Source organism: Clostridium sp. KLE 1755 (genome assembly GCF_000466465.2).
GTDB lineage: Bacteria > Bacillota > Clostridia > Lachnospirales > Lachnospiraceae > Eisenbergiella > Eisenbergiella porci.
Map to the genome: position 1 here is coordinate 1 of NZ_KE992640.1, position 22,800 is coordinate 22,800.

Genomic DNA, 22,800 nt, shown 5'->3' on the forward strand with positions numbered 1-22,800 from the left:
AAACAACATCCGGACAGGTCGGCAGACGAAAGGGCCGGGAGGCAGGACCACGGCGGCTGAAGCACATATGGGGTGGGAACTGCAGCGTCTCCCGAATTCATGATTATGAGACAGCTTCTTTTCAATCAGGGGAAGTTAGTGTAAAATAGAAAAGAGAAAATTGTAAGCAAAAAAATAGGGTAAAATCCCGGTAACTGTTCAGCAGGTCAGCGCATTTACTGCGTTGACCGTAAGAAAGTGATTCAAGAGTGCTAAAATCCATCGCCAAAGGCGATTTAGGATGGATTTTAGCAGTAACTGTGAGGGGTACTGAACAGTTACAAATCCCGCATATTGTGGTTTTGTAGCTGGGGAGGTACTGAACGGTTACGCGGGTTCATAAATAAGGAGGAAAGTAATGAGACTGAAAAACGTACCAGGTTCCAGGGAGGTAATCGCAGAGAGCCGTTTTGTGATACATAACCCGGAGGAGAACAAGGGAAAATGGGCCGGGGTGTTCGGAAATGATGCGCCGCTTCATATTGAAATAGGAATGGGCAAGGGCAGGTTCCTCATGGATATGGCAAAGCTGCACCCGGAGGTGAATTATGTGGGAATTGAGAAATATTCCAGCGTGCTGCTGCGAGCCATACAGAAGATGGAGGAGGAAGAGCTTCCCAATGTCAGGTTTATCCGCATGGACGCGGAAGAAATCACCAATGTATTCGGCAGGGGAGAGGTGGAGCGGATTTATCTGAATTTTTCCGATCCCTGGCCGAAGGACAGGCATGCGAAGCGGCGTCTGCCTTCCAGGCAGTTTCTGGCGCGGTATGATGAAATCCTGAAAAAGGATGGGACAATTGAGTTCAAGACGGACAACAGGCTGCTCTTTGATTTTGCGCTGGAGGAGCTGGAGCCGGCAGGCTGGAGGGCGGATGTTGTGACATTCGATCTGCATGGGGATGAGAAGCTTGTGCAGGGGAATGTGATGACGGAATATGAAGAACGCTTTTCCTCCATGGGAAATCCGATTTGTAAATATATTATCAGAAGGTAATGCCCGTCATATTTTTTCTGGTGATTCACAGGCATTTTATGTATTTTCCCCAAGAGCATTCCCCCACAGGAGGAGTGCTTTTTGTGTATTTTAACAATTTTTCTCCTTGCAAAGCGGAATTATATGTAATATGCTAAAGGCATGGGAAAATCCATTGGATTTTCCGCCAGTAAGACTGTCCTGGTATGGAAACAATAAAAACGGTCAAGACTATAATAACAAAAGAGTCATAGGACAAGGAGGCAGACAAATGGAATATAAATTTACATCAGCAGATTTTGAGAAGGAAGTGCTGCAATCGGACAAGCCGGTGCTTGTGGATTTCTTTGCAGACTGGTGCGGCCCCTGTAAGATGATGGCGCCGGTGGTGGAGCAGCTGGCGGAGGAACTGGAAGGGAAAGCCAAGGTCGGCAAGCTGAATATTGATGAGAATATGGACATCGCTGAGAAATACCGTGTTATGAATATTCCCACCTTCCTTATTTTCAAGGACGGGCAGGAGAAGGAAAGAATTGTTGGCGCAGTATCCAAGAATGAATTGAAAAACAAACTGGAGCAGACGTTGGCTTAACAGCCAGCGTCCGTTTTCTCATGGCGTTATGCCGTGATTTGGAAGGTAAGCCGCGGCGGTGAGCAGCCGGGCGGTTATGAGTTTAAAGTTGAGGGGAAATGGGTTTATGTACATACTCTTTTTTTTGCTGTGGGTGCTTTTTAACGGACAGGTCACATTGGAAATCGTCCTGTTTGGAATCGTCATTGCGGGGGCGGTCTATGCCTTCTGCTGCAAATTTCTGGACTACAGCCCCGGGAAGGACTGGATGATACTGAAGAAATCAGGATACATCCTCGCTTATCTTGGGGTTCTTATCTGGGAAATCATCAAAGCCAATGCGGCAACTCTCAAGCTTATTGTTTCTCCCCATACCAGGGTCCATCCTGTAATCGTCCGCTTCCGCGCGGATTTAAGGACAAGGACGGCCCGGGTGCTGCTGGCCAATTCCATCACGCTTACGCCGGGGACGATTACAGTAGCCCTGGAGGATAATGAATATACGGTACACTGTCTGGACAGGCGCTTTGGCGAAGGCCTTGCGGACAGTTCCTTTGTGCGTTTGCTGCACAAAATAGAAGGGCAGGTGGCACAATGACCGGTTTGGAGCAGGCATATGAAACAGTATTTACGGCGGCGCTTGTCTTTCTGGGAGTCATGCTGCTGCTGTGCCTGATAAGGGCGGTGCGCGGGCCGCGTGTGGCGGACCGGCTGGTGGCCGTGAATATGATGGGAACCATGGTTATGGTTATGATAGCTATCCTTGCCCTCCTGATGAAGGAAGGCTATCTGGTGGATATCTGTATCATTTACGCCATGATAAGCTTTCTGGCAGTAATCGTACTGACCAAGGTTTATATGGGCGTTTACCGCGAAAGGAAGGATCGGGAAAAAGAGGAAGGTAAGGAGGAAGCGGCTCATGAATCTTGAAATACTCCGTTTTATTATAGGAACCATTGTCCTGATAATCGGCCTGCTTACCTTTGCCCTTGAGGTTTTCGGTTCCTATCGTTATGAATTTGTACTCAACAGGATGCATGCGGCGGCGCTGGGGGATACCCTGGGAATCGGGATATCGCTCACGGGGCTGATTATTTTTTCGGGACTGAATTTTACCAGCCTGAAAATGCTGCTTGTCATCGTTTTTTTATGGTTTGCGTCTCCGGTTTCCTCTCATCTGATCTCCCGTCTGGAGGTCATGACGGATGAAACGCTGCCGGAACACTGCGAACTTGATTACCTGAAAGAGGAAGAGCGGGAAGAAGCTTAAGGAAATAGGAAGGAGATTGCTATGCAGACATTTACATATCTGTTGATGGGCTTTCTGGTGATTTGCGCGGTTTCTGTGAGCTTTTCCAAGAACCTGCTTAATTCCATCCTGATATTCATGTCCTACAGCCTGGTCATGTCGATTATATGGATTCTCCTGGAATCGCCGGATCTGGCAATTACGGAGGCCGCCGTAGGGGCCGGCGTCACCAGCGTGCTTTTCTTTGTAACGCTGAAAAAAATCCATGCAATCCGGAGGGAGGACGACGAAAATGACGGAAAAGAATAGCAGCCGTTTTTCCCGGTGGTTTTATGGGGAAGAGGATCCGTTGCTGGGACGGGTGGAAATGCAGCCGCAGAAGGAATATGTGGAAGAGGAAGCCAGCGTCCAGGAAAGGATGAGGGAGCATCAGCAGCTGCAGGAAAAAGTATATGATATGGAGCATAACAAGAAGCTCCTACTTTTTAATAAGGCCTACCGTGTGATGGCGGTGGTTTTCTGTATCTGCCTCATTGCCATTATGCTTGTGGCGGTTTCCTATCTTCCCAGGACGGGAAATGCGGCCAATCCTGACAACAACGAGGTTTCGGAGCGGTATATCACAAAGGGTCTTCAGGAAACAGGGGCGGTGAATATCGTTACGGGAATGATTCTGGATTACCGTGCCTTTGATACCTTCGGCGAATCCAATGTACTTTTTATTGCAACGATTACGGCGCTGATTCTGCTGCGTATTGATAAAAAGGAGAAGAAAGAGGGCGACAGTCCCGATACTTCCATGACCCAGTCGGAGGCCGAAGCCAACGACAGGATCTATGAGCCGAAAAATGATCTGATTCTGCAGAAGGTAGCGGGTTTTCTTGTTCCGCTCATCATGATTTTCGGTATTTATGTCATACTGAACGGACATCTGTCCCCCGGCGGCGGTTTTTCCGGCGGCGCGATTATCGGTGCGGGACTGATTTTATACCTGAATGCTTTCGGCTTTGCCAAAACGGAGCGGTTTTTTACCGAAAAAACCTATAAGTGGATCTGCTTCGGCGCGCTGACCTGTTACTGTCTGGCCAAAAGCTATTCCTTTTACATGGGAGCCAATCATCTGGAAAGCGGGATTCCGCTGGGGACGCCGGGGGCTATTTTAAGCAGCGGGCTGATACTGGTCCTGAATATCTGCGTCGGCCTGGTGGTGACCTGCACCATGTACGCATTTTATGCCTTATTCCGGAAGGGGGGATTCTAGGATGGGCGGGAACCTGTTATCCAACTATGGCGAAGCCATTGCCATGATCCTGTTCGGCATCGGATTCTCCAATCTTCTTCTTCAGAAGAACCTGATTAAAAAAATAATCGGCCTTAACATCATGGATACCGCCGTTTATCTGTTCCTTGCGGAAAAAGGCTTTATCATGGGACGCAAGGCGCCCATCGTAGTGGACGGAATCCAGGCGGTGGAGAACTATATCAATCCGGTGCCCAGCGGGCTGGTGCTCACGGGAATCGTGGTTTCCGTATCCGTTACGGCGCTGATGCTCTCCCTCACCATCCGGCTGTACCGCAGGTACCATACGCTGGATTTGGATGAAATTTCGGCCAGGCTGAAAAAGGAGGGGCTGTAAATGGATTTTGTACAGAATTTTCCCTTCTTCTCCATTTTTTTATCCATGTTCTCAGGCACGGTGAGCTCGGTGCTCCCGGCGAAGGCCGCCAAATGGGTGAATACCTTCGTTATCGGCGCCGTGGGCTGTATGTCGGCTGTTCTGCTGGTGTATCTCATGGGAAAAGGCGCCAGCTATACTTATATGATGGGACATTTCCCGGCTCCCTGGGGAAACGAAATCCGGGCGGGCGTCCTGGAAGCGGGCATGGCGCTGTTTTTCTGTGTTATCATGCTGCTTTCCATGATGGGCGGCCGGAAGAAGCTGTTAGGCGAGGTGGAATACAGCAAGCATAATCTGTATTACATTCTTACCGACCTGCTTTTAAGCTCCCTGCTGGCGCTGGTATATACAAACGACCTGTTCACCGCCTATGTATTCGTGGAAATTAACACCATTTCCGCCTGCGGGCTGATTATGATCCGGCAGAACGGACGGACGATAGAGGCGGCGGTAAGGTATATGATAATGAGCCTTTTGGGAAGCGGCCTCCTCCTGGTGGGCATTTCCATGCTCTATGATATGACAGGGCATCTGCTTATGAGCAATATCAAGGAGAGCGTGGGTGAAATCGTGGCCCATGGGGAATATCAGGTTCCGCTGGTGGTAACCATCGGCCTTATCTGTGTTGGCCTTGCCATAAAAAGCGCGCTGTTTCCCTTCCATTCCTGGCTTCCGGATGCCTACGGCTATTCCACGGTATCCTCTGCGGCCATGCTGTCCAGCCTGGTATCCAAGGGGTATATTTTCCTGCTGATCAAAATCTTCTACCGGGTAATCGGATTTGATATTATTGCGGGAAATAAAATCATAAACGTGCTGTTTGTTTTTGGCCTGATGGGAATGATATTCGGTTCCTTAAGCGCTATCAAGGAAAATGACATCCGGCGGATGATTTCTTTTTCCAGTGTGGCGCAGATAGGTTATATTTATATGGGCTTCGGGCTGGGAACCGAGCTGGGGATGGTAGCGAGCATTTTCCACATCCTTTCCCATGCGGCAACCAAATCCCTGCTGTTTATTTCGGCCATCGGCCTGACGGATGTATCAAAGGGCAGCAGGAAGTTCCAGGATCTGACGGGAGCCGCCTACCGCCATAAAATTGCGGGCATCGGCTTTACCGTGGGCTCCCTGTCCATGGTTGGCATGCCGCTGTTTTCCGGGTTTGTGAGCAAGCTGCTGTTTGCCCAGGCCTCAATCGGCCATGCTTATAAAATGCTTCCCGCATTGATCGTGCTCGGCATCAGTACTATTTTGAATGCAATCTATTTCATGAAGACCGTGATCCGTATTTTCGTTCCGGAAAGACGGTCCGACTGTGAAGTGATTACAATAAAAAGTGAAAAAACCTATGCGCTGACCATCGTACTTTTTATCGCTTTGAACATTGCGCTGGGCATGCTGTCCCAGCCCATTGTGGAGTGGATAAAAATGGGGCTGGATATGTTTGCATAGATATAGGAACAGGTGACTGTTCAGACAGGAGCTTCATATGAAGGAATCAGGCATGCTTCTTTTCCCCATTTTTTTCCCGATTATCCTGGGGACTTTGCTGCTGTTTATGAAGAAAACTACAAAGAGAAAAACAATGGTGCTTATTACGGCCGCGGGCCTGCTTGTAACGGCGCTTGCTGTTATCTGCGTGCTTGCGCAGGGTGAGGTATCCTTTACGTTGTTTCAGCTGACGACCCTGCTTCCCATCTATTTTAAGGCGGATGCAGTGGGCAGGCTGTTTGTATCGGTGGTAACCATTGTGTGGGTGCTGGCCGGGATCTATGGATTCCGGTATATGGAGCATGAGGACTGTAATAAAAGGTATTTCGGCTTTTACCTTATTGTGTATGGAATTCTGGTGGGGCTGGATTTTTCAGGAAACCTGATTACCTTTTATCTGTTTTATGAGTGTATGACGCTGCTTTCCCTGCCGCTGGTATTCCATTCCCGGACACGGGAAGCGGTTATGGCGGGATTGAAATATCTGTTTTATTCGCTGTGCGGCGCGTATCTGGCACTGTTCGGCCTGTACTTTATCAACCGTTACGGCAACACGCTGACCTTTACGCCGGGCGGCGTGCTGGATCCTTCCCTGGTTACAGGACATGAGGCGCTGCTTCTTGTGGTGGCCTTCCTCATGCTGCTGGGCTTCGGCGTAAAGGCGGGGCTGTTTCCCATGCAGGGCTGGCTTCCGGCGGCTCATCCCGTGGCGCCCGCCCCGGCGTCGGCGGTTCTTTCCGGCATTATCGTGAAGTCCGGCGTTCTTGGAATTATCCGTGTCATCTATTTTATCTTCGGCGCACAGTTCCTGCATGGAACTTGGGTGCAGAAGGTGTTTCTCACACTGACGCTGGTTACGGTTTTCTTAGGATCCATGCTGGCTTATATGGAAAAAGGCCTGAAAAAAAGGCTGGCGTATTCCACGGTAAGCCAGGTTTCCTATATCCTGTTCGGCCTGGCGCTGCTCAATCCTGCGGGAATGACCGGGGCGCTGCTGCACGTCATATTCCATGCAATGATTAAATCCGGCCTGTTCCTTTGTGCCGGGGCCATTATCTTCCGTACGGGAAAGCGTCAGGTATCCCAGCTTAAGGGAATCGGAAAAGAAATGCCGGTAACCATCGGCTGTATGACGCTTCTGTCCCTGGCGCTGATTGGTATTCCGCCGGCCAGCGGGTTTGTGAGCAAATGGTACCTCGCTGAGGGAGCGCTTGCTTCGGATACCGGAATATTCAGCTGGCTGGGCCCTGTGGTGCTTCTGCTGTCCGCCCTGCTTACAGCGGGCTATCTGCTTCCCATTCCCATGAAGGGATTTTTTCCGGGAGAGGAAGAGGAGAAGACAGGCTTTGAGAAAAAGGAAGTGGATTCTGTTATGCTTGTGCCCCTGCTGATACTGGCAATACTGGCCGTAGTGCTGGGAATGTTTCCAGGCGGTCTGCTTTCCTATATTGCAGGGATTACCGGCCAGCTGTTTACGGCCTGATATGGTATCCAAAACAGATAAAAAAGTGGAAATTGCTGCCGCAGCCCGGGTATCCGGACTGTTATCAGCTGTTTAATACCTTCACAGTTATGAAAGGTGTTCATCTATGAAACCAGAAATGATGCTTGTGGCCATACTCCTGCCTGTGCTGGGCGGGGCGGTAGTGCCGCTGATACCCTTTAAAAAAAGAATCCATATGGAAATATACATTGAGTCGGTGGTGGTGCTGACCACTCTGATTGTGGCGGGCCTGCTGGTTAACAGGCCGTCGGAGCCGTTTCCCATCGTCCGGTTTGTGAACAATCTTTCCCTTTCCCTGGAAATCGACGGACTGTCCATGGTATTTGCAGGACTGGTGGCGGCTTTATGGCCTCTTGCCACACTGTATTCTTTTGAATATATGAAGCATGAAAAGAGGGAACGGTTCTTTTTCATGTTTTATACAATCACCTATGGAATTACGCTGGGTATTGCATTTGCAGAGGATATGCTCACCATGTATTTCTTCTATGAGCTTCTGACCATGGTGACGGTGCCCCTGGTGCTCCATACGCTGACAAGGGAGGCAATTCTTGCCAGCCGGAAATACCTGTATTATTCCCTGGGCGGAGCTGCTTTTGCTTTTATCGGGCTGATTTTCCTGCTGACCTATGGGACCACGATCAATTTTACCTTCGGAGGCGTGCTTGATCCGGCGGTAATCAGCGGTGATAAGAGGACACTTCTTCTGCTGATATATGTGATTGCCTTCTGCGGCTTTGGGGTGAAGGCGGCGGTAAGCCCGTTTAATTCCTGGCTCCCCCAGGCAGGCGTGGCTCCCACGCCGGTAACAGCGCTGCTGCATGCGGTGGCGGTGGTGAAGGCGGGGGCGTTTGCCATTATCAGGCTGACCTTTTACAGCTTCGGCCCTGACTTTATCAGAGGCAGCTGGGCGCAGAACGTGGTGATGGGAATCGTTATATTTACAATCGTATACGGCTGCAGCCGGGCGCTGAAGGAAACGCACCTGAAGCGGAGGCTGGCCTATTCCACCATCAGCAACCTTTCTTATATCCTTTTCGGGGTCTGTATTATGACGCCCATGGGACTGGTGGGGGCTTTAAGCCATATGGTATTCCATGCGGTAATGAAAATCTGCTCCTTCTTCTGCGTGGGGGCGGTAATGTATAAAACGGGAAAACAATATGTGCATGAAATTGACGGCTTCGGCAGGAGGATGCCGGTGGTATTCGGAATTTTTACCATAGCTTCCCTGGGTCTTATGGGCGTGCCCGGGCTGGCCGGCTTTATAAGCAAGTGGAACCTGGCTTCCGCTGCGGTGATGAGCGATAACGTATTGGCATATGTGGGAATAGGCGCTCTTTTGGTTTCCGCGCTTCTGACGGCCATCTATATGCTTTCCATTGTGATCCGGGCTTTCTTCCCCTATAAGGAAAAAGAGTGCAGTATACCGGAGGAAACGGCGGATCCGGGATGGATGATGCTGGTGCCTTTGTGTATTTTCGCAGGAGCCATTATCTACTTCGGGCTGCATTCCGCGCCGATTGTAGACTTTTTTACACAGATTGCAGGCGGCAATATATAAGAATTGGAGGAACTGTCAATGACTGGTGATTATATGCTTCTTCTGATCCTGTGCATTCCCTTCGCGGGGGCGCTGGTGACTTTGCTGCTTCGCGGCGGGGAAAAGGGTGAGGGAGAGAGCAGCGATGGAAAAAAGAAAAGGGATATATGGACCGGTCTGATAACCGCTGCGGAAATGCTGATTTTTGCCTCCCTGTTCGTAATATTTCTTGCAGGCGGCAGAACGGGTATCGCCTTCGACTTCCAATGGGAAGGCTTCTGCGGCCTGGGGCTGCATCTGTGCATGGACGGCTTCCGGGCGCTGTACTGCCTGGTGGCCTCTCTGATGTGGATGATGACTTCCTTTTTTTCCATGGAGTATATGGAAAGCTATACGTCCAGGAACCGGTATCGTTTTTTTACCCTGCTGACCCTGGGGGCGACGGTGGGCGTGTTCCTTTCCGCGGATTTATATACGGCTTTTATATTCTTTGAAATTATGTCCTTCACCTCTTACACCTGGGTGGCGCATGAGGAGACGAAGGAAGCGCTGCGGGCGGCGGAAACCTATCTGGCTGTGGCGGTAATCGGCGGGCTGGTAATGCTGATGGGGCTGTTTATCCTTTACCGTGAGCTGGGAACACTGGAAATCACGGCGCTGGCGGAGGCGGTGCGCAGCCATACGCTGGCAGGGGAGAGCGGGGCGGTCCGCTACCGGAACCTTTTTATCGGGGCATCCTGTCTGCTGTTTGGCTTCGGCGCCAAGGCCGGTGTATTCCCGCTTCACATCTGGCTTCCCAAGGCCCATCCGGTAGCTCCTGCGCCGGCTTCCGCGCTGCTTTCGGGGATTCTTACCAAGGCGGGGATTTTCGGTGTCCTGGTGGTCAGCTGCAGCCTTCTGCAGTTTGATGTGAGATGGGGTTCGCTCATTCTGTTCCTGGGCGTCCTGACCATGTTTACAGGGGCGCTGCTGGCTTTGTTTTCCGTGAACCTGAAACGGACGCTGGCCTGCTCCTCCGTATCCCAAATCGGTTTTATCCTGATTGGAATCGGCATGCAGGGACTGCTGGGGGAAGAAGGAAGCCTGGCAATCCGGGGCAGCCTGCTCCATATGGTAAACCACTCGCTGATTAAGCTGGTTCTGTTTATGGCGGCCGGCGTAGTGTTCATGAACCTTCATAAACTGAATCTGAATGAAATCAGAGGGTTTGGCAGGAAAAAACCTCTTTTAAATGCCTGCTTTCTCATGGGGGCGCTGGGAATCGGCGGCGTGCCGCTGTGGAACGGCTACACCAGCAAAACGCTGCTTCATGAATCCATCGTGGAATACCGGCTCCTGCTGGCATCGGCAAATGCGGGCGTGCCGGCGGGCGGCGCCCATGCGGCCCAGGCTGTGGCAGAGCTTTCCCGTGCAGGAATTGCAGGCAGTCCGGCGGCGGGCAGTGTGCTTTCCTTCTTTACAGGCCCTTTATGGATGGGGATTGTGGAATGGGTCTTTTTAATCAGCGGCGGGCTGACTGTGGCTTATATGCTGAAGCTGTATATTTGCCTGTTTCTGGAGAAGAATGCTGATAAAGACAGGCAGAAGGAATTCGAGGGTATGGGGCGCTATATGAATGGAATCAGCAGCTTCGCCCTGGCAGGCAGCGCCGTGCTGCTTCCCCTGCTGGGACTCCTGCCCCATCTGATTACCGACCGACTGGCGGATATGTCCTCCGCATTTCTGAATGCGCAGCAGCCGGAGGCTGTGGTGGCCTATTTCTCTCTCGTAAACCTGAAGGGCGCGGGCATCTCCCTTATCATCGGGATCCTGCTGTACCTGACAGTGGTGCGTAAGTGGATGCTGTGTGTGAGAGAAGGACAGTCGGTTTACGTTGATCGCTGGCCTTCCTGGCTGGATCTGGAGGACAGGATCTACCGTCCGGTGCTGCAAAAGCTCCTTCCCCTGTTGTTCGGAAGTATCTGCCGCATCGCAGACAGGCTGGTGGACTCTTTAGTGGTACTGTTGAGAAAGACTATATACAGAGACAGTAAAATACCTCATGAATTAAAGGAGGGAACAGCGCTTACCCATATCGTGGGAAGTGTGCTTGACGGTGTGACGGATTACTTCAACCACCCGGATGCCACGGAAGAGGAGCTGGCGGAGGAGGAGTATATCCGGCAGCATATGGATGGTAAGTATGAGCATAAGCTGGCTATGGTACATGATGATCTGCAGGAGAACGGGACGATTATCAGGAGGAGTCTTTCCTTTGGGCTGTTTCTGGCGTGCTTTGGGTTGCTGCTGACGTTGTTGTATATGTTGATTGACTGAAGATATGTTGGAGAATTATATTTATACTGATATCATTTTATCAGTGCTGCAGGAGGAAAATAATGAAGCTATCTTTAAAAAATATAGGTAAAATAGAGACAGCTTCAGTTGAAATCAACGGGATTACAGTGATAGCTGGTGAAAATAATACCGGGAAGAGTACTGTTGGCCGGGCGCTTTTTGCAGTATTCAATAGTTTTTATAATATTCAAAAACAGATTGAGTCTGAACGAGTGCAAAATATCGAGAATCTAATCGATATGATGTATCGAAATGTGACCAACCGATATACCCGCAGATTTGACAGCGGGGAGATCGCACAAAAAATTGTTGCGCAAATTTATTTATATAAGGACGATACCGAGGCTGTTAAAGATTTAATTGTAAAAACCATTCTTCAATATGATGAAAATTTTGAAAAGCACATTGATGATAACAGTATTGATGAATATATCGTAAGAATTAAAGATGGGTTGAATGTTGCGGACCTTGATATTTTTAAATCTGTGCTTGAAAAAAAGCTGGATGCTGAATTTGCCGGAGAGGTCAACAATATTTTTACGGATAAAACAGGTGAGATCGTTCTATCCATTAAAGATACAAATATTATTGTCACAATTGAAGATAATGCCGTTAAAAGTGTAGTCGGAAAAATTGACCTTCATACACAAACAGTTTATATTGATGATCCGTTTGTAATAGATGAGGTTCGGTACACCTATGGAATTGACAACAGTTCTTTGGATCATCGTGGATATTTACGAGAAAAGCTCAATAAGGAAAATAATGCAAATCTTATTGATGAAATTATCGCCAGCAATAAATTGGATAATATATATCGAAAAATATCAACGGTTATCAGTGGGGATATTGTTAAAAATAAGCGTTCCGGCCTGGGTTATCAGCGAAAGAACACCGATAAAGTCCTTGATGTAAAGAATCTTTCCACAGGGTTTAAAACCTTTGCTATTCTTAAAACACTGTTGATGAACGGCACTATAGAATATAATGGTACGATTATTCTGGATGAACCGGAAATTCACCTGCATCCGGAATGGCAGCTTTTGTTTGCTGAACTTATTGTATTAATTCAGAAGGAGTTTGGCGTACACATTCTCTTGAATACACATAGCCCATATTTTTTGAATGCTATAGAAGTTTATGCGGTTAAGTATGGAATAAATGACAGATGTAAGTATTATCTGGCAAGTTCTCAGGATGATATCTCAACTATCGGGGATGTGACAAATAATATTGAGTTAATCTATAGCAAGTTAGCCAGACCTCTGCAGGAACTGGAGAATGAGAGAGGCCGTTTATGATAGATTTATAAAAAGTCAAATGGATGCGTGATTTTATCCATTTGACTTTTTATTTTTATTGAAAAAACTAACTCAATTCCTGTCCCTCACCACACACACAAGTACCGATCTGGGATTCATAACATACACACTTTTATCCAGAATCTCTTCCTCGGTAATCACCGACATATCTCCACGTCCGGTATCGACAGCGGGAATCCAGTATTTTGAAGAAGGCAGCGCAGGCAGTTCTATTTGCAGAGGCTTCCAGAAGGTATTGATCCCCAGGTAAACGATATCATCCCGTCCCGTGGAATCGATTCCTGAAAACATGACACCCAAAAACCTGGTATCCCATACATAGCTGCTGTCCCAGGCCTTTATGCAGTGCAGGCTCATGGGAGGAAAACCGCAGCTGCAGGGCGCGGTATTTCCCCGGATGACGGAGTGCTGCTGACGGAAGGCTATCATATACCGGAAAAATTCAAAAATTTCTTTGTTTTTTTCCAGCAAAGACCAGTCCAGCCAGGATATTTCATTATCCTGGCAGTAGGAATTGTTGTTTCCAAACTGCGTGTTTCCGAATTCATCACCGGCAAGGAACATGGGGGTCCCCCGGCTGCACATAAGAACGGCGCAGGCATTTTTTATCATGCGGAAACGCAGATCCATGATTTCTTCATTGTTTGTCGGGCCTTCATAACCGCAGTTCCAGCTTCGGTTATCATCGGCGCCGTCCGTATTGTTCCAGCCATTTGCCTCATTATGTTTGGTACTATAGGAATAGAGATCATACAATGTAAATCCATCGTGGCAGGTCAGAAAGTTGACGGAAGCATTATAACCCCGCTTATCCGGGGGATATAGGTCCGGGGAACCCATAATGCGCTGTGCGGCGGCAGCAGCGTAACCCTCGTCCCCCTTCAGAAAGCTTCTGATATCATCCCTGTATTTTCCATTCCATTCCGCCCAGCGGTTCCAGGATGGGAAGGAGCCAACCTGATAAAGCCCGCCCGCATCCCAGGCCTCCGCAATCAGATCCACATTTCCCAGGATGGGATCGTAGGCCAGGCTTTCCAGAAGCGGCGGCCTGCTCATTGGTGCCGCGTCCTCGCTCCTTCCCAGAATAGACGCCAGATCAAAACGGAAACCATCCACCCGGTAATTAATGACCCAGTACCGCAGACAGTCCAGGATCATCTGCCGGACAATGGGATGATTGCAGTTAAGCGTATTGCCGCAGCCGCTGAAGTTATAATAATGGCCATCCGGTGTGAGCATGTAATAAATATTATTATCCAGGCCTTTAAATGAAAAGTAGGGTCCCAATTCATTTCCTTCCGCCGTATGGTTGAATACTACATCAAGAATGACTTCGATTCCATTTTCATTCAGGGCCTTTATGAGTTTTTTCAGCTCCAGCCCTTCCTGATTGTATTCGATCTGGGCAGTATAGCTGGTATTCGGCGCAAAAAAGCATACCGGGTTATAGCCCCAGTAATCCAGCAGCTTCCGGCCGTTTACCTCTCTGCAGCCGTTCATTTCATCAAATTCAAAAATCGGCATCAGCTCCACCGCATTGATTCCCAGTTCTTTCAGATATGGGATTTTTTCCATAAGACCTGCAAAGGTTCCGGGATTGTGCACTCCGGAGGAGGAATGCCTGGTAAAGCCCCTCACATGCAGCTCGTAAATAATATTATCCTTCATGGGAATCAGAGGCTGTTTGCTGTTTCCCCAGTCAAAGTTATTTCTCACGACACGGGATTTATACTGGCAGTTCTGCGTACAGGGAAGGTGGATGCCCCATTCGCTCTGCCCGGTAACAGCCTTTGCATAAGGGTCAAGAATATATTTTGTCTTATCGTAAATCAGGCCTTTCTCCGGCTGATAGGGGCCGTCCAGACGGTAAGCATACTCAAACTCATCAATTTTCAGTCCAAAGACGATCATGGAAAAAACATTGCCGATCCGGTAGTGTTCCGGAAAAGGAATACTTGCGAATGGCTCTGAGGATTTCCGGTGGAATAAAAGAAGCTCACAGGAGGTGGCGCCGTGGGAAGCCAGCGTAAAGTTTACCCCTCCGGGCAGCGCTGAAGCTCCATTCACCTCATAAAAGCCGGGCCGCACATCATAGCCGTTGATTTTATCCAAAGGCTTCAGATTGGACGATATTTCTTCGCCAGTGATGCTTTCCAGCAGATAAGCGGAACCGGGCTGGGCGGTAGTGATAAGTGGTGTATTTTCATGCGGCGGGAACTGCGGATCTGTGGATTGGGACATGTTTTTCATAGACGGTACCTCCCGGTGGTGGGGTGTTGGGGAATTTATTATCGGGTGTAAATATATGTCGCTGTTTCAGGGTTAAAAAAGCTACCGGCGGCAATAAGGATGACGCGCCGGCCGAAATGCGGTAACTATTGGGATATTAGTATTATATCCTTTACAGGGATGTTCTACAACCGATAAATATAAAACGAAATTTTTATAAAATGATTAAAAAGGTAATGAATAACAAAAACCCTTGAAAACAATAAGTTTTCAAGGGTTTTCTGTAGTCGAAGCGACGTGATTCGAACACGCGACCTCTGCGTCCCGAACGCAGCGCTCTACCAAACTGAGCCACGCTTCGAACTAGACTTTATCAAGCCCTTCAATAATACAAAATATAGAGGAAAATGTCAATGGGTTTTTTGAAATATCTTTTAATTGGCTGATATGGATAATAAACAAGCCATGGGTTGCTGTTGCCAAAGCGGAAGGACTCATTTATTTACTGGAAGGAAAGGGAAGGATGGCCATGCATGACATAGTCCGCATGGAGTATACAAAGCTGCACAGCAGGGCTGAGTATAAAAAAAGCCTTCAGGAGGCAGGCGCCGCCATCATACGCTCCTGCATTGATCTGAACTGGAATGACGAATGGCAGGCCTATACAGACATGTCCTGCTGTCCTCCACAAAAGCCTGATTTAAAGGCATGGCGTCCGGTTTATGAAATAGGATGGACGGGAATCGCGGAGCTGGCATGCCCGTTTATTATGGGAGAAAAGCTGCTTGGACTGCCGGAAAATTATTTTAAAAAGGCCAGGAACGGCTGGGAGTTATTTGACCAGATCGCAGATGCTTTCCATGAAGAATCCGGATTGCTGAATGATCTCGTGGCTCCTGTGGATGAGAGCGGTTCCCTGGTTAATGGCTGGTGGATTTGGTATCATATTGCAGAAGATTGCCACTGCGCGTATAATAACGGCAAAGCGGTTCATGAAATGCTTAAAACGGCAGAGTTTTTACATAACAGGGGAGAAGCATACCCTGAGCATTGGCTGTCGGTATGCTTAAAGGTACTGGATACTATAATTGCGCTTCAGAGAGAAGACGGAAATTATGGCTACACCTATAGCCATAATGAGAAAAAGGTGCTGGATTGGGATGGATTTGCAGGCTGCTGGTTCCTCCCCTGTATGGTTTATGCATATCGCCTGACCGGTGAAGAAAAGTATCTGGATTCTGCCAGAAAAGCGGAAACATTTTACTCAAAATATGTGTTGGATTTGAATTGCTACGGAACACCAATGGATACCTGGAAGGCTGTGGATGAAGAGGGGAATCTTGCATTCGTCAGAGGAACCCGTCTGTTATATGAAACAACTGGTGAGAAAAAATATCTGGAGCATCTGGAAGCCGGAGCCTGCTATGAATATTTATGGCGGTACGGGTATGCTTCAAGGCCGGAAAATGATCCGCTGAAGGATGGCTGGAATTCATGCGGCGGTTCCATAACAAGTATTTCCAATCCTCACATTCATCCCATGGGAGTTATCATCGACGGTGACCTGCGGTATCTGGCGGCGGCAACAGGAGATGAATATCACAAAATGCGTGCCGATGACAGTACGGCCTGGATGATGCAGAATCTTGAATTGTATCCGGAAAAGAGCGGATATGGGCAATACGGAATAACTTCGGAAAGATTTTGCCCCAGCGATGGGCTGGTGACAGAACGCTACAGCGATGGCCGCCCCTACAGCTCCTGGTTTTCCTTTAACCTCTGGGCCACGGCGAATGTACTGGAGGCTATTATGGATCTGCTTGCGGAGGAAGAAAAAGAGTAGCTGTAAAGGCGCTGGCCAGTACGAAAAAGAAACGGAGAAAGCTTATGACAGAGGAAATACTGGATAAAAACTGGAAGATGAAAAGCCTTACTGAACGGGAATTTCTGGAGACTACAGTTCCCGGCAGCGTGTATCAGACGTATCTTGCCCATGGAAAAATGGAAGATCCTTTTTACCGGGATAATGAAGAAAAGGCGCTGGAGCTTTTGAAGGAGGACTTTGAATTCATTACTGAATTTGAGGTGAGTGACGAACTGCTGGCATCAGATGAAATACTGCTTCATTTTGACGGGATTGATACCCTGGGGGATATTTCCCTGAATGGAAAGCATCTGGGAAAAACGGATAATATGCACCGTATTTGGGAATTTAATGTTACTGATACGGTGAAAAAACAAGGCAATCTGCTGCGTATTATACTCTTTTCCCCCGTGAACTACATTTATGATTCCTATGAACAGGATCCCGCTTCCTCAGACTGTTCGGATGCCATGCGCGGCTGCTCCCGGCTGAGAAAAGCACACTGCATGTTCGGGTGGGACTGGGGCCCCAGACTGCCTGATGCAGGAATTTTCAGGAATGTAAAGCTTCTGGGAATCCAGGATGCAAGAATTGATAATGTATATATTACGCAGAAGCACGAAAAGAATTGTGTTACATTGTCTATACAGGCGGAGGCGGTACGCGCCTTTGGGGAGATCCCTTTTTCACCCGGTTCCTCTGATGGTGATTCCGAGCAGTATTGTTACCGGGTAACCATTACGGATCCTGAGGGGACGGCACAGACATACGATAACAGTCCTGCTCAGATTCTTGTGGAAAATCCCAAACTATGGTGGCCGAACGGGTACGGAGAGCAGCCTTTGTACAGAATCCGCCTGGAATTATTCCGGGGGCAGCAGCTTCTTGATGTGTGGGATCGCCGTATCGGGCTGCGTACGGCGACGGTAGCACGGAAAAAGGATGAATGGGGAGAAAGCTTTGCCCATGAGGTAAACGGCGTATGTATTTTTGCCATGGGAGCGGATTATATTCCTGAGGACAATGTCTTGCCAAGAGTGACTCCGGAACGGACCAGACGTCTTCTGACACAGGCGAGGGACGCTCATTTTAACTGTATCCGTGTCTGGGGAGGCGGGTATTATCCGGACGATGCTTTTTATGATATCTGTGATGAACTGGGTCTGCTGGTGTGGCAGGATTTTATGTTCGCCTGCTGTACTTATGACTTGACAAAAGCATTTGAAGAAAGCATTACGGCGGAGTTTATTGACAATATCAAAAGAATCCGTCACCATGCCTGTCTGGGACTGTGGTGCGGAAACAATGAAATGGAGATGTTTCTTGCCGAAAATGTATCCGGCTGGTGTAAAAAGCCGGGGCAGCTGAGTGATTATTTTAAAATGTACGAATATATCATTCCAAAGGTGCTGGAAAAATACGATCCACAGACATTTTACTGGCCTGCCAGCCCTTCCTCGGGCGGCGGTTTTGATGCGCCCAATGATGAAAACAGGGGCGATGTGCATTACTGGGATGTTTGGCACGGTGACAAACCTATTACGGAGTTCAGAAAGTTTTATTTCCGATATCTTTCGGAGTTTGGTTTTCAGTCTTTCCCTGCCCTGAAAACAGTGGAAACCTTTACACTGCCTGAGGACAGGAATATATTCTCTTATGTAATGGAGAAGCATCAGCGCAACCAGTCGGCAAACGGAAAAATTATGAACTATCTGGGACAGACCTATCTGTATCCGGCGGATTTTGGCACACTTCTGTATGCCTCCCAGCTTTTGCAGGCGGAGGCCATGCGTTATGGAGTGGAGCATTTCCGAAGACACAGAGGCCGCTGTATGGGAACGCTGATATGGCAGCTGAATGACTGCTGGCCTACGGCGAGCTGGTCCATGATCGATTATGAAGGCAGATGGAAGGCTGTGCAATATTATGCAAAACGTTTTTTCGCTCCTCTTCTTATTTCCTGTGAGGAGGAAGGAACGCTTACACAGAATACCAATGTAAATGCGGAGCCCTTTACATTGCGTAAATCTGTGACGCTCTGTGCATCTAATGAAACGACGCAGGATCAGGCTGCGGAAATTGGATGGCAGCTCCGGCATGCGGATGGCACATGTATTAGAGAATACCGGGAAAAAGCTGTGATACCGGCATTATCCAGCTGCTGGTTCCAAAAGACAGAGTTACCGGAGGCCAGGATACATGAAGAATATGTATCCTATGAAATGACAGTGGATGGGGAAATCGTTTCAGCCGGAAGTGTTTTGTTCTGTGCGCCCAAGCATTTCCACTTTACGGATCCTCATTTGCGTGTGGAGATGGCAGAGGAAGGGATTTTAAAGATTTATGCCTCATCCTTTGCCAAAAGCATGGAAATAAAGAATGGGGATGATACGCTGCTTCTGGAGGATAACTATTTTGATATGAATCCCGGATGCCGTTCCATCAGAGTATTGGAAGGAGAACCGGAAAATTTGCAGGTACGCAGCGTATATGATATCCGGTAAGACGGTTACATGGCATATAGTAACCCCGTCACAAAATGAACACAAACAGACACGAAATACCAATTGACGCTCCTGACGTGGAATGGCATAATGTAGCTGTAAAGGCAACAAAACATTATGTTACATAATAACAATAACCCACCCACCACAAAGGAAATTATGCCATGAAAACCCCGGAAATAGCAGAAAATGTATTTACAGCGCCGGATGCCGTAATATTGGGCGACGTACAGATAGAAGAGGAATGCAGCATATGGTTTCACGCCGTTGTGCGTGCAGAGGCGGAGAGCATCCGTATCGGCCGCGGCAGTAACATACAGGATAATGCCGTCATACATGTGGATGCCGGACATCCGGTGCGGATCGGGACCGGTGTCACAATAGGCCACGGAGCCATAATTCATGGCTGCAGCATCGGAGATAATACCCTGATCGGCATGGGAGCCATTATCTTAAACGGCGCATCCATCGGAAAGAACTGTATCATCGGCGCAGGAGCGCTGGTAACCCAGAACACCATAATTCCGGATAATTCCATGGCAATGGGAAGCCCGGCCGCCGTAAAAAGGCAGGTCATGGACCGGGAAGTGGAAAACAACCGCCGCAATGCGGAAATCTACAGCAGCGAGGGAAAAGAATATGCCGTCTTCTTCCGGGAAAAAGAATAATACCGCCCACAGCAACGATATCACAGATATAAAGGAACAGTTGTCCCTGCTGGCAGAACCTGCCTACAGGGACTTTTCATCCTCCCTCCTTCCGGGAACGGAGCACATACTCGGCGTCCGCCTTCCTGCCCTGCGTAAGATAGCCCGGAAGCTGGCAAAAGAAAACTGGCTGGAAAACCTCGCCCGGTGCACCCAGGACAGCTTTGAGGAAATCATGCTTCAGGGCTTCATCATCGGCTATGCCAAAGCGCCGCTTCCCGATATTCTGGAACAGATCGCCGCCTTCCTTCCCAAAATAAACAACTGGTCTGTATGCGACAGCTTCTGCATCACCCTCAAGGCGGCCGGGGAGAACCCCGCAGAGTTCTGGGACTTCCTGCAGCCCTGCATCCTATCCGGTGAGGAGTTCACCGTGCGCTTTGCCATAGTGATGCTCCTGGACTACTATATTACGCCGGAATATATCGACAGGCTGTTCCCCATTTTCGACGGTATCAGCCATGAGGGCTATTACGTAAAAATGGCGGTTGCCTGGGCCGTTTCCATGTGCTATGTTAAGTTCCCCGAAAAAACGGAAAGCTATCTGGGCCGCTGCCGGCTGGATGATTTCACTTATAATAAGTCCCTTCAGAAAATCACAGAATCCCTCAGTGTGGACAAAGAGACGAAAAAAAGAATCCGCGCCATGAAAAGGCTGTAAAAATGCCATAGAGAAGCCTATAGAAAAGGCTGCAGAAAAGCCCACAGAAAAGCCCGGAAGCATGAAAGAAAAGCCTGCCTGGAGCCTGAAAGCGTACTCCGCAGCGTATATTTCATGTTCCCGGGCACATATCCGGTTACTGTTTTTAAGAATTTTCAATGAACACCAATTCTGTTCAGCTCTTGCCGGCATATTCGCCGGCACCCGCCTCTTTTCTTATCCCGTTTTTATCAAAATGCTTCCTCAGCGCAATTTCCGTTGGAATAATACTCCCAACCAAAGGGATCATCTGAATAAAGCAGATAATTCCCCCAAAGCTTCCCACGGCATCCTCATCCTTCCCCAATACGAAGAGCATTGCAATAAAAGTCACAGGCAGCATAACCAGTCCGGCGGTATACCACAGCCTGCCGCAGAATTTATGCGCATAATCCTAGGTATCCTTATTTTTCATAGACATGCTTGTCCTGTAGCCGAAGGCATAATTAATCTTTCCTGGGGCTTTTTTCAGAAAAGCCCTTCCGAACCCGGCCATAGTTGCCGGAATCAGCAGATTCATAACCAGCATAAAAATCCAGAAACCCATAGAATACCTTTCTCAGCCATATTCTGCTATACTGTGATTTCCTCCTTCAAGGTGGAAAGACAGATGATTGTGTTGGTATCAGCTACGCCCCTGATATCCTTCAGCGTGCGTGAAAGAAAATTCTCCATATCCTGCATATCCCGGAAAAGCACCTTCAGAAGATAGTCACCCGGCCCTGCGGTATGGTGGCATTCCAGTACCTGAGGAAGGCCGGCAATGGCATCCTGAAAGGCTTCCAGATTCTCCGAACAGTCCACCTTAACAATAACAAAGGCCAGCAGATTATACCCCAGTGCATAGGGATTGGCGCGGACAGTATATTTTTCGATGACGCCGGACAGCTCCAGCTTACGGATGCGTTCCGTAACAGCGGGAACGGAAAGGTTTACCTGCTTGCTGATTTCGGAGGCGCTTGCCCGGCTGTTCTCCTTTAATATGGAAAGTATGATGTTATCGGTGTTATCCATTAGGCTCCTATCTGCCCGCCACGCCGGGCATATGACTGATATCGGGTAACGGTTCAGCCCCGTCAGGACTGTTATGATGTCAGGGATTGTCCGGAATGAGCGGACTCTGTATTTCCAGGCTGCTTTTTATCCGGCCTTCTTCTTTGCATTTTTTGGTTTTCCCGTTTTCTTACCGGCGGCGGAAGCGGGGAGGGAAAGCTTGTAATAGAACATATACTGCTGTATTATCCCGGCAAACCCCTCGTAACGGCGGAAGGGAAATCCGTCCGGATAAAAAGAAGCCAGAATCTGTTTCACATGGGTATCCACAGGAAAAGCGCCGATATGGTGGAGGCCGTACAGACAGATACAGTCAGCCACCTTACGTCCGATGCCGAATTCTCCCATCAGGATTGCCTGCGCCCCATCATAATCCGCCTGCTCCAGGGAAGCCAGGAATTCCTGTCCGGGCGCGCCGCTGCAGCGTTTTGCCATGGCCAGGATATATTTATCCCGGTAACCCAGCCCCAGCTCCTGCAGCCCATCCAATCCGCCGGCGGCAATGGCCTCAGGCGTGGGAAAGGAATAAAAGGAAGCCCCGGTAAAAGGCCTGTCCTCCGGAAATGACAGCGAATGCCCGCCCGTATCCAGCTTCTCCCCGAATTTAGCGCAGAGCGCTTCAATGCTCCTTCGTATCCGTGTTATATTATTATTCTGTGATATCAGAAAGCTGATTATCGTTTCCCAGAGATCCTGCCGCAGAATACGGATACCGCTTCCATAAGCAACAGCCGCCTGTAAAAATGCATCCTCCGGATCAACCGTTTCCTTTATGGCGCCGTAATCCAGGGACAAATCAAAATAATTATGCCAGAAGGACAGAAATTCCTCCTCAGTGCAGGAAAATTCCACAAAAGCCTCATCTTTCCCACAGTCCGCATCCTGATGCCCGGCACAGCGCAGGCATACGAAATGATCTCCTGCCGTCACCGTATAACAGTCCTCCCCGCACGGGGCGATCCGGAATACCTGCCCGGAATCCATCAGCATCCGTATATCAAAGTCCTTCAGAATCGTCTGATACATCTTAAG

The 22,800-nt window shown here is 48.8% G+C and carries 20 protein-coding genes, 1 tRNA gene and 1 pseudogene; 17 read left to right on the forward strand and 5 right to left on the reverse strand.

The genetic code is table 11. The features are described 5' to 3' along the window. Window positions 1-397 precede the first annotated feature (397 nt). The 13 genes from trmB (at window position 398) to HMPREF1548_RS00255 (ending at window position 12,690) form a co-directional block, all read left to right on the forward strand. Complete coding sequence (gene trmB / locus HMPREF1548_RS00195; protein ID WP_021633578.1) at window positions 398-1,036, forward strand: tRNA (guanosine(46)-N7)-methyltransferase TrmB; 639 nt, start codon at window positions 398-400, stop codon at window positions 1,034-1,036. A gap of 250 nt (window positions 1,037-1,286) precedes the next feature. After that, window positions 1,287-1,607 (forward strand): thioredoxin, encoded by a 321-nt coding sequence (gene trxA, locus HMPREF1548_RS00200; RefSeq protein WP_025487895.1) that lies wholly within the window; start codon window positions 1,287-1,289, stop codon window positions 1,605-1,607. A 76-nt stretch (window positions 1,608-1,683) separates the two neighbouring features. Then, on the forward strand, window positions 1,684-2,184 hold the full coding sequence (locus tag HMPREF1548_RS00205; RefSeq protein ID WP_021633581.1) for a Na+/H+ antiporter subunit E: 501 nt from the start codon (window positions 1,684-1,686) through the stop codon (window positions 2,182-2,184). Next, the gene (locus HMPREF1548_RS00210) at window positions 2,181-2,516 is read left to right on the forward strand and encodes an MrpF/PhaF family protein (RefSeq protein ID WP_021633582.1); all 336 of its coding nucleotides are present in this window, start codon (window positions 2,181-2,183) and stop codon (window positions 2,514-2,516) included. Before HMPREF1548_RS00205 ends, HMPREF1548_RS00210 begins: the two co-directional genes overlap by 4 nt. After that, window positions 2,506-2,856 (forward strand): cation:proton antiporter, encoded by a 351-nt coding sequence (locus HMPREF1548_RS00215; protein ID WP_021633583.1) that lies wholly within the window; start codon window positions 2,506-2,508, stop codon window positions 2,854-2,856. The genes HMPREF1548_RS00210 and HMPREF1548_RS00215 overlap by 11 nt, the downstream gene beginning before the upstream one ends. A gap of 21 nt (window positions 2,857-2,877) precedes the next feature. Beyond that, entirely contained in the window at window positions 2,878-3,144 is a 267-nt protein-coding gene (locus HMPREF1548_RS00220) for a Na(+)/H(+) antiporter subunit B (protein WP_021633584.1), read from the forward strand. Continuing rightward, window positions 3,128-4,096 carry a hydrogen gas-evolving membrane-bound hydrogenase subunit E gene (gene mbhE / locus HMPREF1548_RS00225; RefSeq protein ID WP_021633585.1) on the forward strand — a complete coding sequence of 323 codons (969 nt, stop codon included), beginning with the start codon at window positions 3,128-3,130 and terminating at the stop codon, window positions 4,094-4,096. Before HMPREF1548_RS00220 ends, mbhE begins: the two co-directional genes overlap by 17 nt. A 1-nt stretch (window position 4,097) precedes the next feature. Continuing rightward, a complete protein-coding gene (locus HMPREF1548_RS00230) occupies window positions 4,098-4,472 on the forward strand; it encodes a sodium:proton antiporter (RefSeq protein WP_021633586.1) in 375 nt (124 codons plus the stop codon). Then, window positions 4,473-5,966 (forward strand): complex I subunit 5 family protein, encoded by a 1,494-nt coding sequence (locus HMPREF1548_RS00235; RefSeq protein WP_021633587.1) that lies wholly within the window; start codon window positions 4,473-4,475, stop codon window positions 5,964-5,966. A 37-nt stretch (window positions 5,967-6,003) separates the two neighbouring features. Continuing rightward, window positions 6,004-7,488 carry a complex I subunit 5 family protein gene (locus tag HMPREF1548_RS00240; protein WP_021633588.1) on the forward strand — a complete coding sequence of 495 codons (1,485 nt, stop codon included), beginning with the start codon at window positions 6,004-6,006 and terminating at the stop codon, window positions 7,486-7,488. Window positions 7,489-7,594: 106 nt separating this feature from the next. Continuing rightward, on the forward strand, window positions 7,595-9,073 hold the full coding sequence (locus HMPREF1548_RS00245; RefSeq protein ID WP_021633589.1) for a complex I subunit 5 family protein: 1,479 nt from the start codon (window positions 7,595-7,597) through the stop codon (window positions 9,071-9,073). A gap of 18 nt (window positions 9,074-9,091) precedes the next feature. Further along, window positions 9,092-11,368: a complex I subunit 5 family protein gene (locus HMPREF1548_RS00250; protein ID WP_021633590.1), complete on the forward strand. Its 2,277-nt coding sequence runs from the start codon at window positions 9,092-9,094 to the stop codon at window positions 11,366-11,368. Window positions 11,369-11,430: 62 nt separating this feature from the next. Then, window positions 11,431-12,690 (forward strand): AAA family ATPase, encoded by a 1,260-nt coding sequence (locus tag HMPREF1548_RS00255; RefSeq protein ID WP_021633591.1) that lies wholly within the window; start codon window positions 11,431-11,433, stop codon window positions 12,688-12,690. Window positions 12,691-12,762: 72 nt separating this feature from the next. On the opposite strand, the gene glgX is transcribed toward HMPREF1548_RS00255, so the two are convergent. Further along, window positions 12,763-14,961: a glycogen debranching protein GlgX gene (gene glgX / locus HMPREF1548_RS00260; RefSeq protein ID WP_021633592.1), complete on the reverse strand. Its 2,199-nt coding sequence runs from the start codon at window positions 14,959-14,961 to the stop codon at window positions 12,763-12,765. 266 nt (window positions 14,962-15,227) lie between these two features. Next, window positions 15,228-15,301, reverse strand: a tRNA-Pro gene (locus HMPREF1548_RS00265). 168 nt (window positions 15,302-15,469) lie between these two features. Between HMPREF1548_RS00265 and HMPREF1548_RS00270 the strand changes: the two genes are divergently transcribed. The 4 genes from HMPREF1548_RS00270 (at window position 15,470) to HMPREF1548_RS00285 (ending at window position 20,676) form a co-directional block, all read left to right on the forward strand. Further along, window positions 15,470-16,783, forward strand: a complete 1,314-nt coding sequence (locus tag HMPREF1548_RS00270) for a YyaL domain-containing protein (RefSeq protein WP_157065604.1) — start codon at window positions 15,470-15,472, stop codon at window positions 16,781-16,783. A gap of 44 nt (window positions 16,784-16,827) precedes the next feature. Next, window positions 16,828-19,308 carry a beta-mannosidase gene (locus HMPREF1548_RS00275; RefSeq protein WP_021633595.1) on the forward strand — a complete coding sequence of 827 codons (2,481 nt, stop codon included), beginning with the start codon at window positions 16,828-16,830 and terminating at the stop codon, window positions 19,306-19,308. Window positions 19,309-19,472: 164 nt separating this feature from the next. After that, window positions 19,473-19,976, forward strand: a complete 504-nt coding sequence (locus tag HMPREF1548_RS00280) for a gamma carbonic anhydrase family protein (RefSeq protein WP_021633596.1) — start codon at window positions 19,473-19,475, stop codon at window positions 19,974-19,976. After that, window positions 19,948-20,676: a DNA alkylation repair protein gene (locus HMPREF1548_RS00285; RefSeq protein WP_021633597.1), complete on the forward strand. Its 729-nt coding sequence runs from the start codon at window positions 19,948-19,950 to the stop codon at window positions 20,674-20,676. The genes HMPREF1548_RS00280 and HMPREF1548_RS00285 overlap by 29 nt, the downstream gene beginning before the upstream one ends. Window positions 20,677-20,851: 175 nt before the next feature. Here HMPREF1548_RS00285 and HMPREF1548_RS00290 read toward each other — a convergent pair. The 3 genes and pseudogenes from HMPREF1548_RS00290 to HMPREF1548_RS00300 form a co-directional block, all read right to left on the reverse strand. Further along, window positions 20,852-21,262, reverse strand: a pseudogene (locus HMPREF1548_RS00290) (SdpI family protein). Window positions 21,263-21,288: 26 nt separating this feature from the next. Further along, complete coding sequence (locus HMPREF1548_RS00295; protein WP_021633600.1) at window positions 21,289-21,729, reverse strand: Lrp/AsnC family transcriptional regulator; 441 nt, start codon at window positions 21,727-21,729, stop codon at window positions 21,289-21,291. Window positions 21,730-21,855: 126 nt separating this feature from the next. Then, window positions 21,856-22,794, reverse strand: a complete 939-nt coding sequence (locus HMPREF1548_RS00300; RefSeq protein ID WP_021633601.1) for a DNA glycosylase — start codon at window positions 22,792-22,794, stop codon at window positions 21,856-21,858. Window positions 22,795-22,800: the final 6 nt, after the last annotated feature.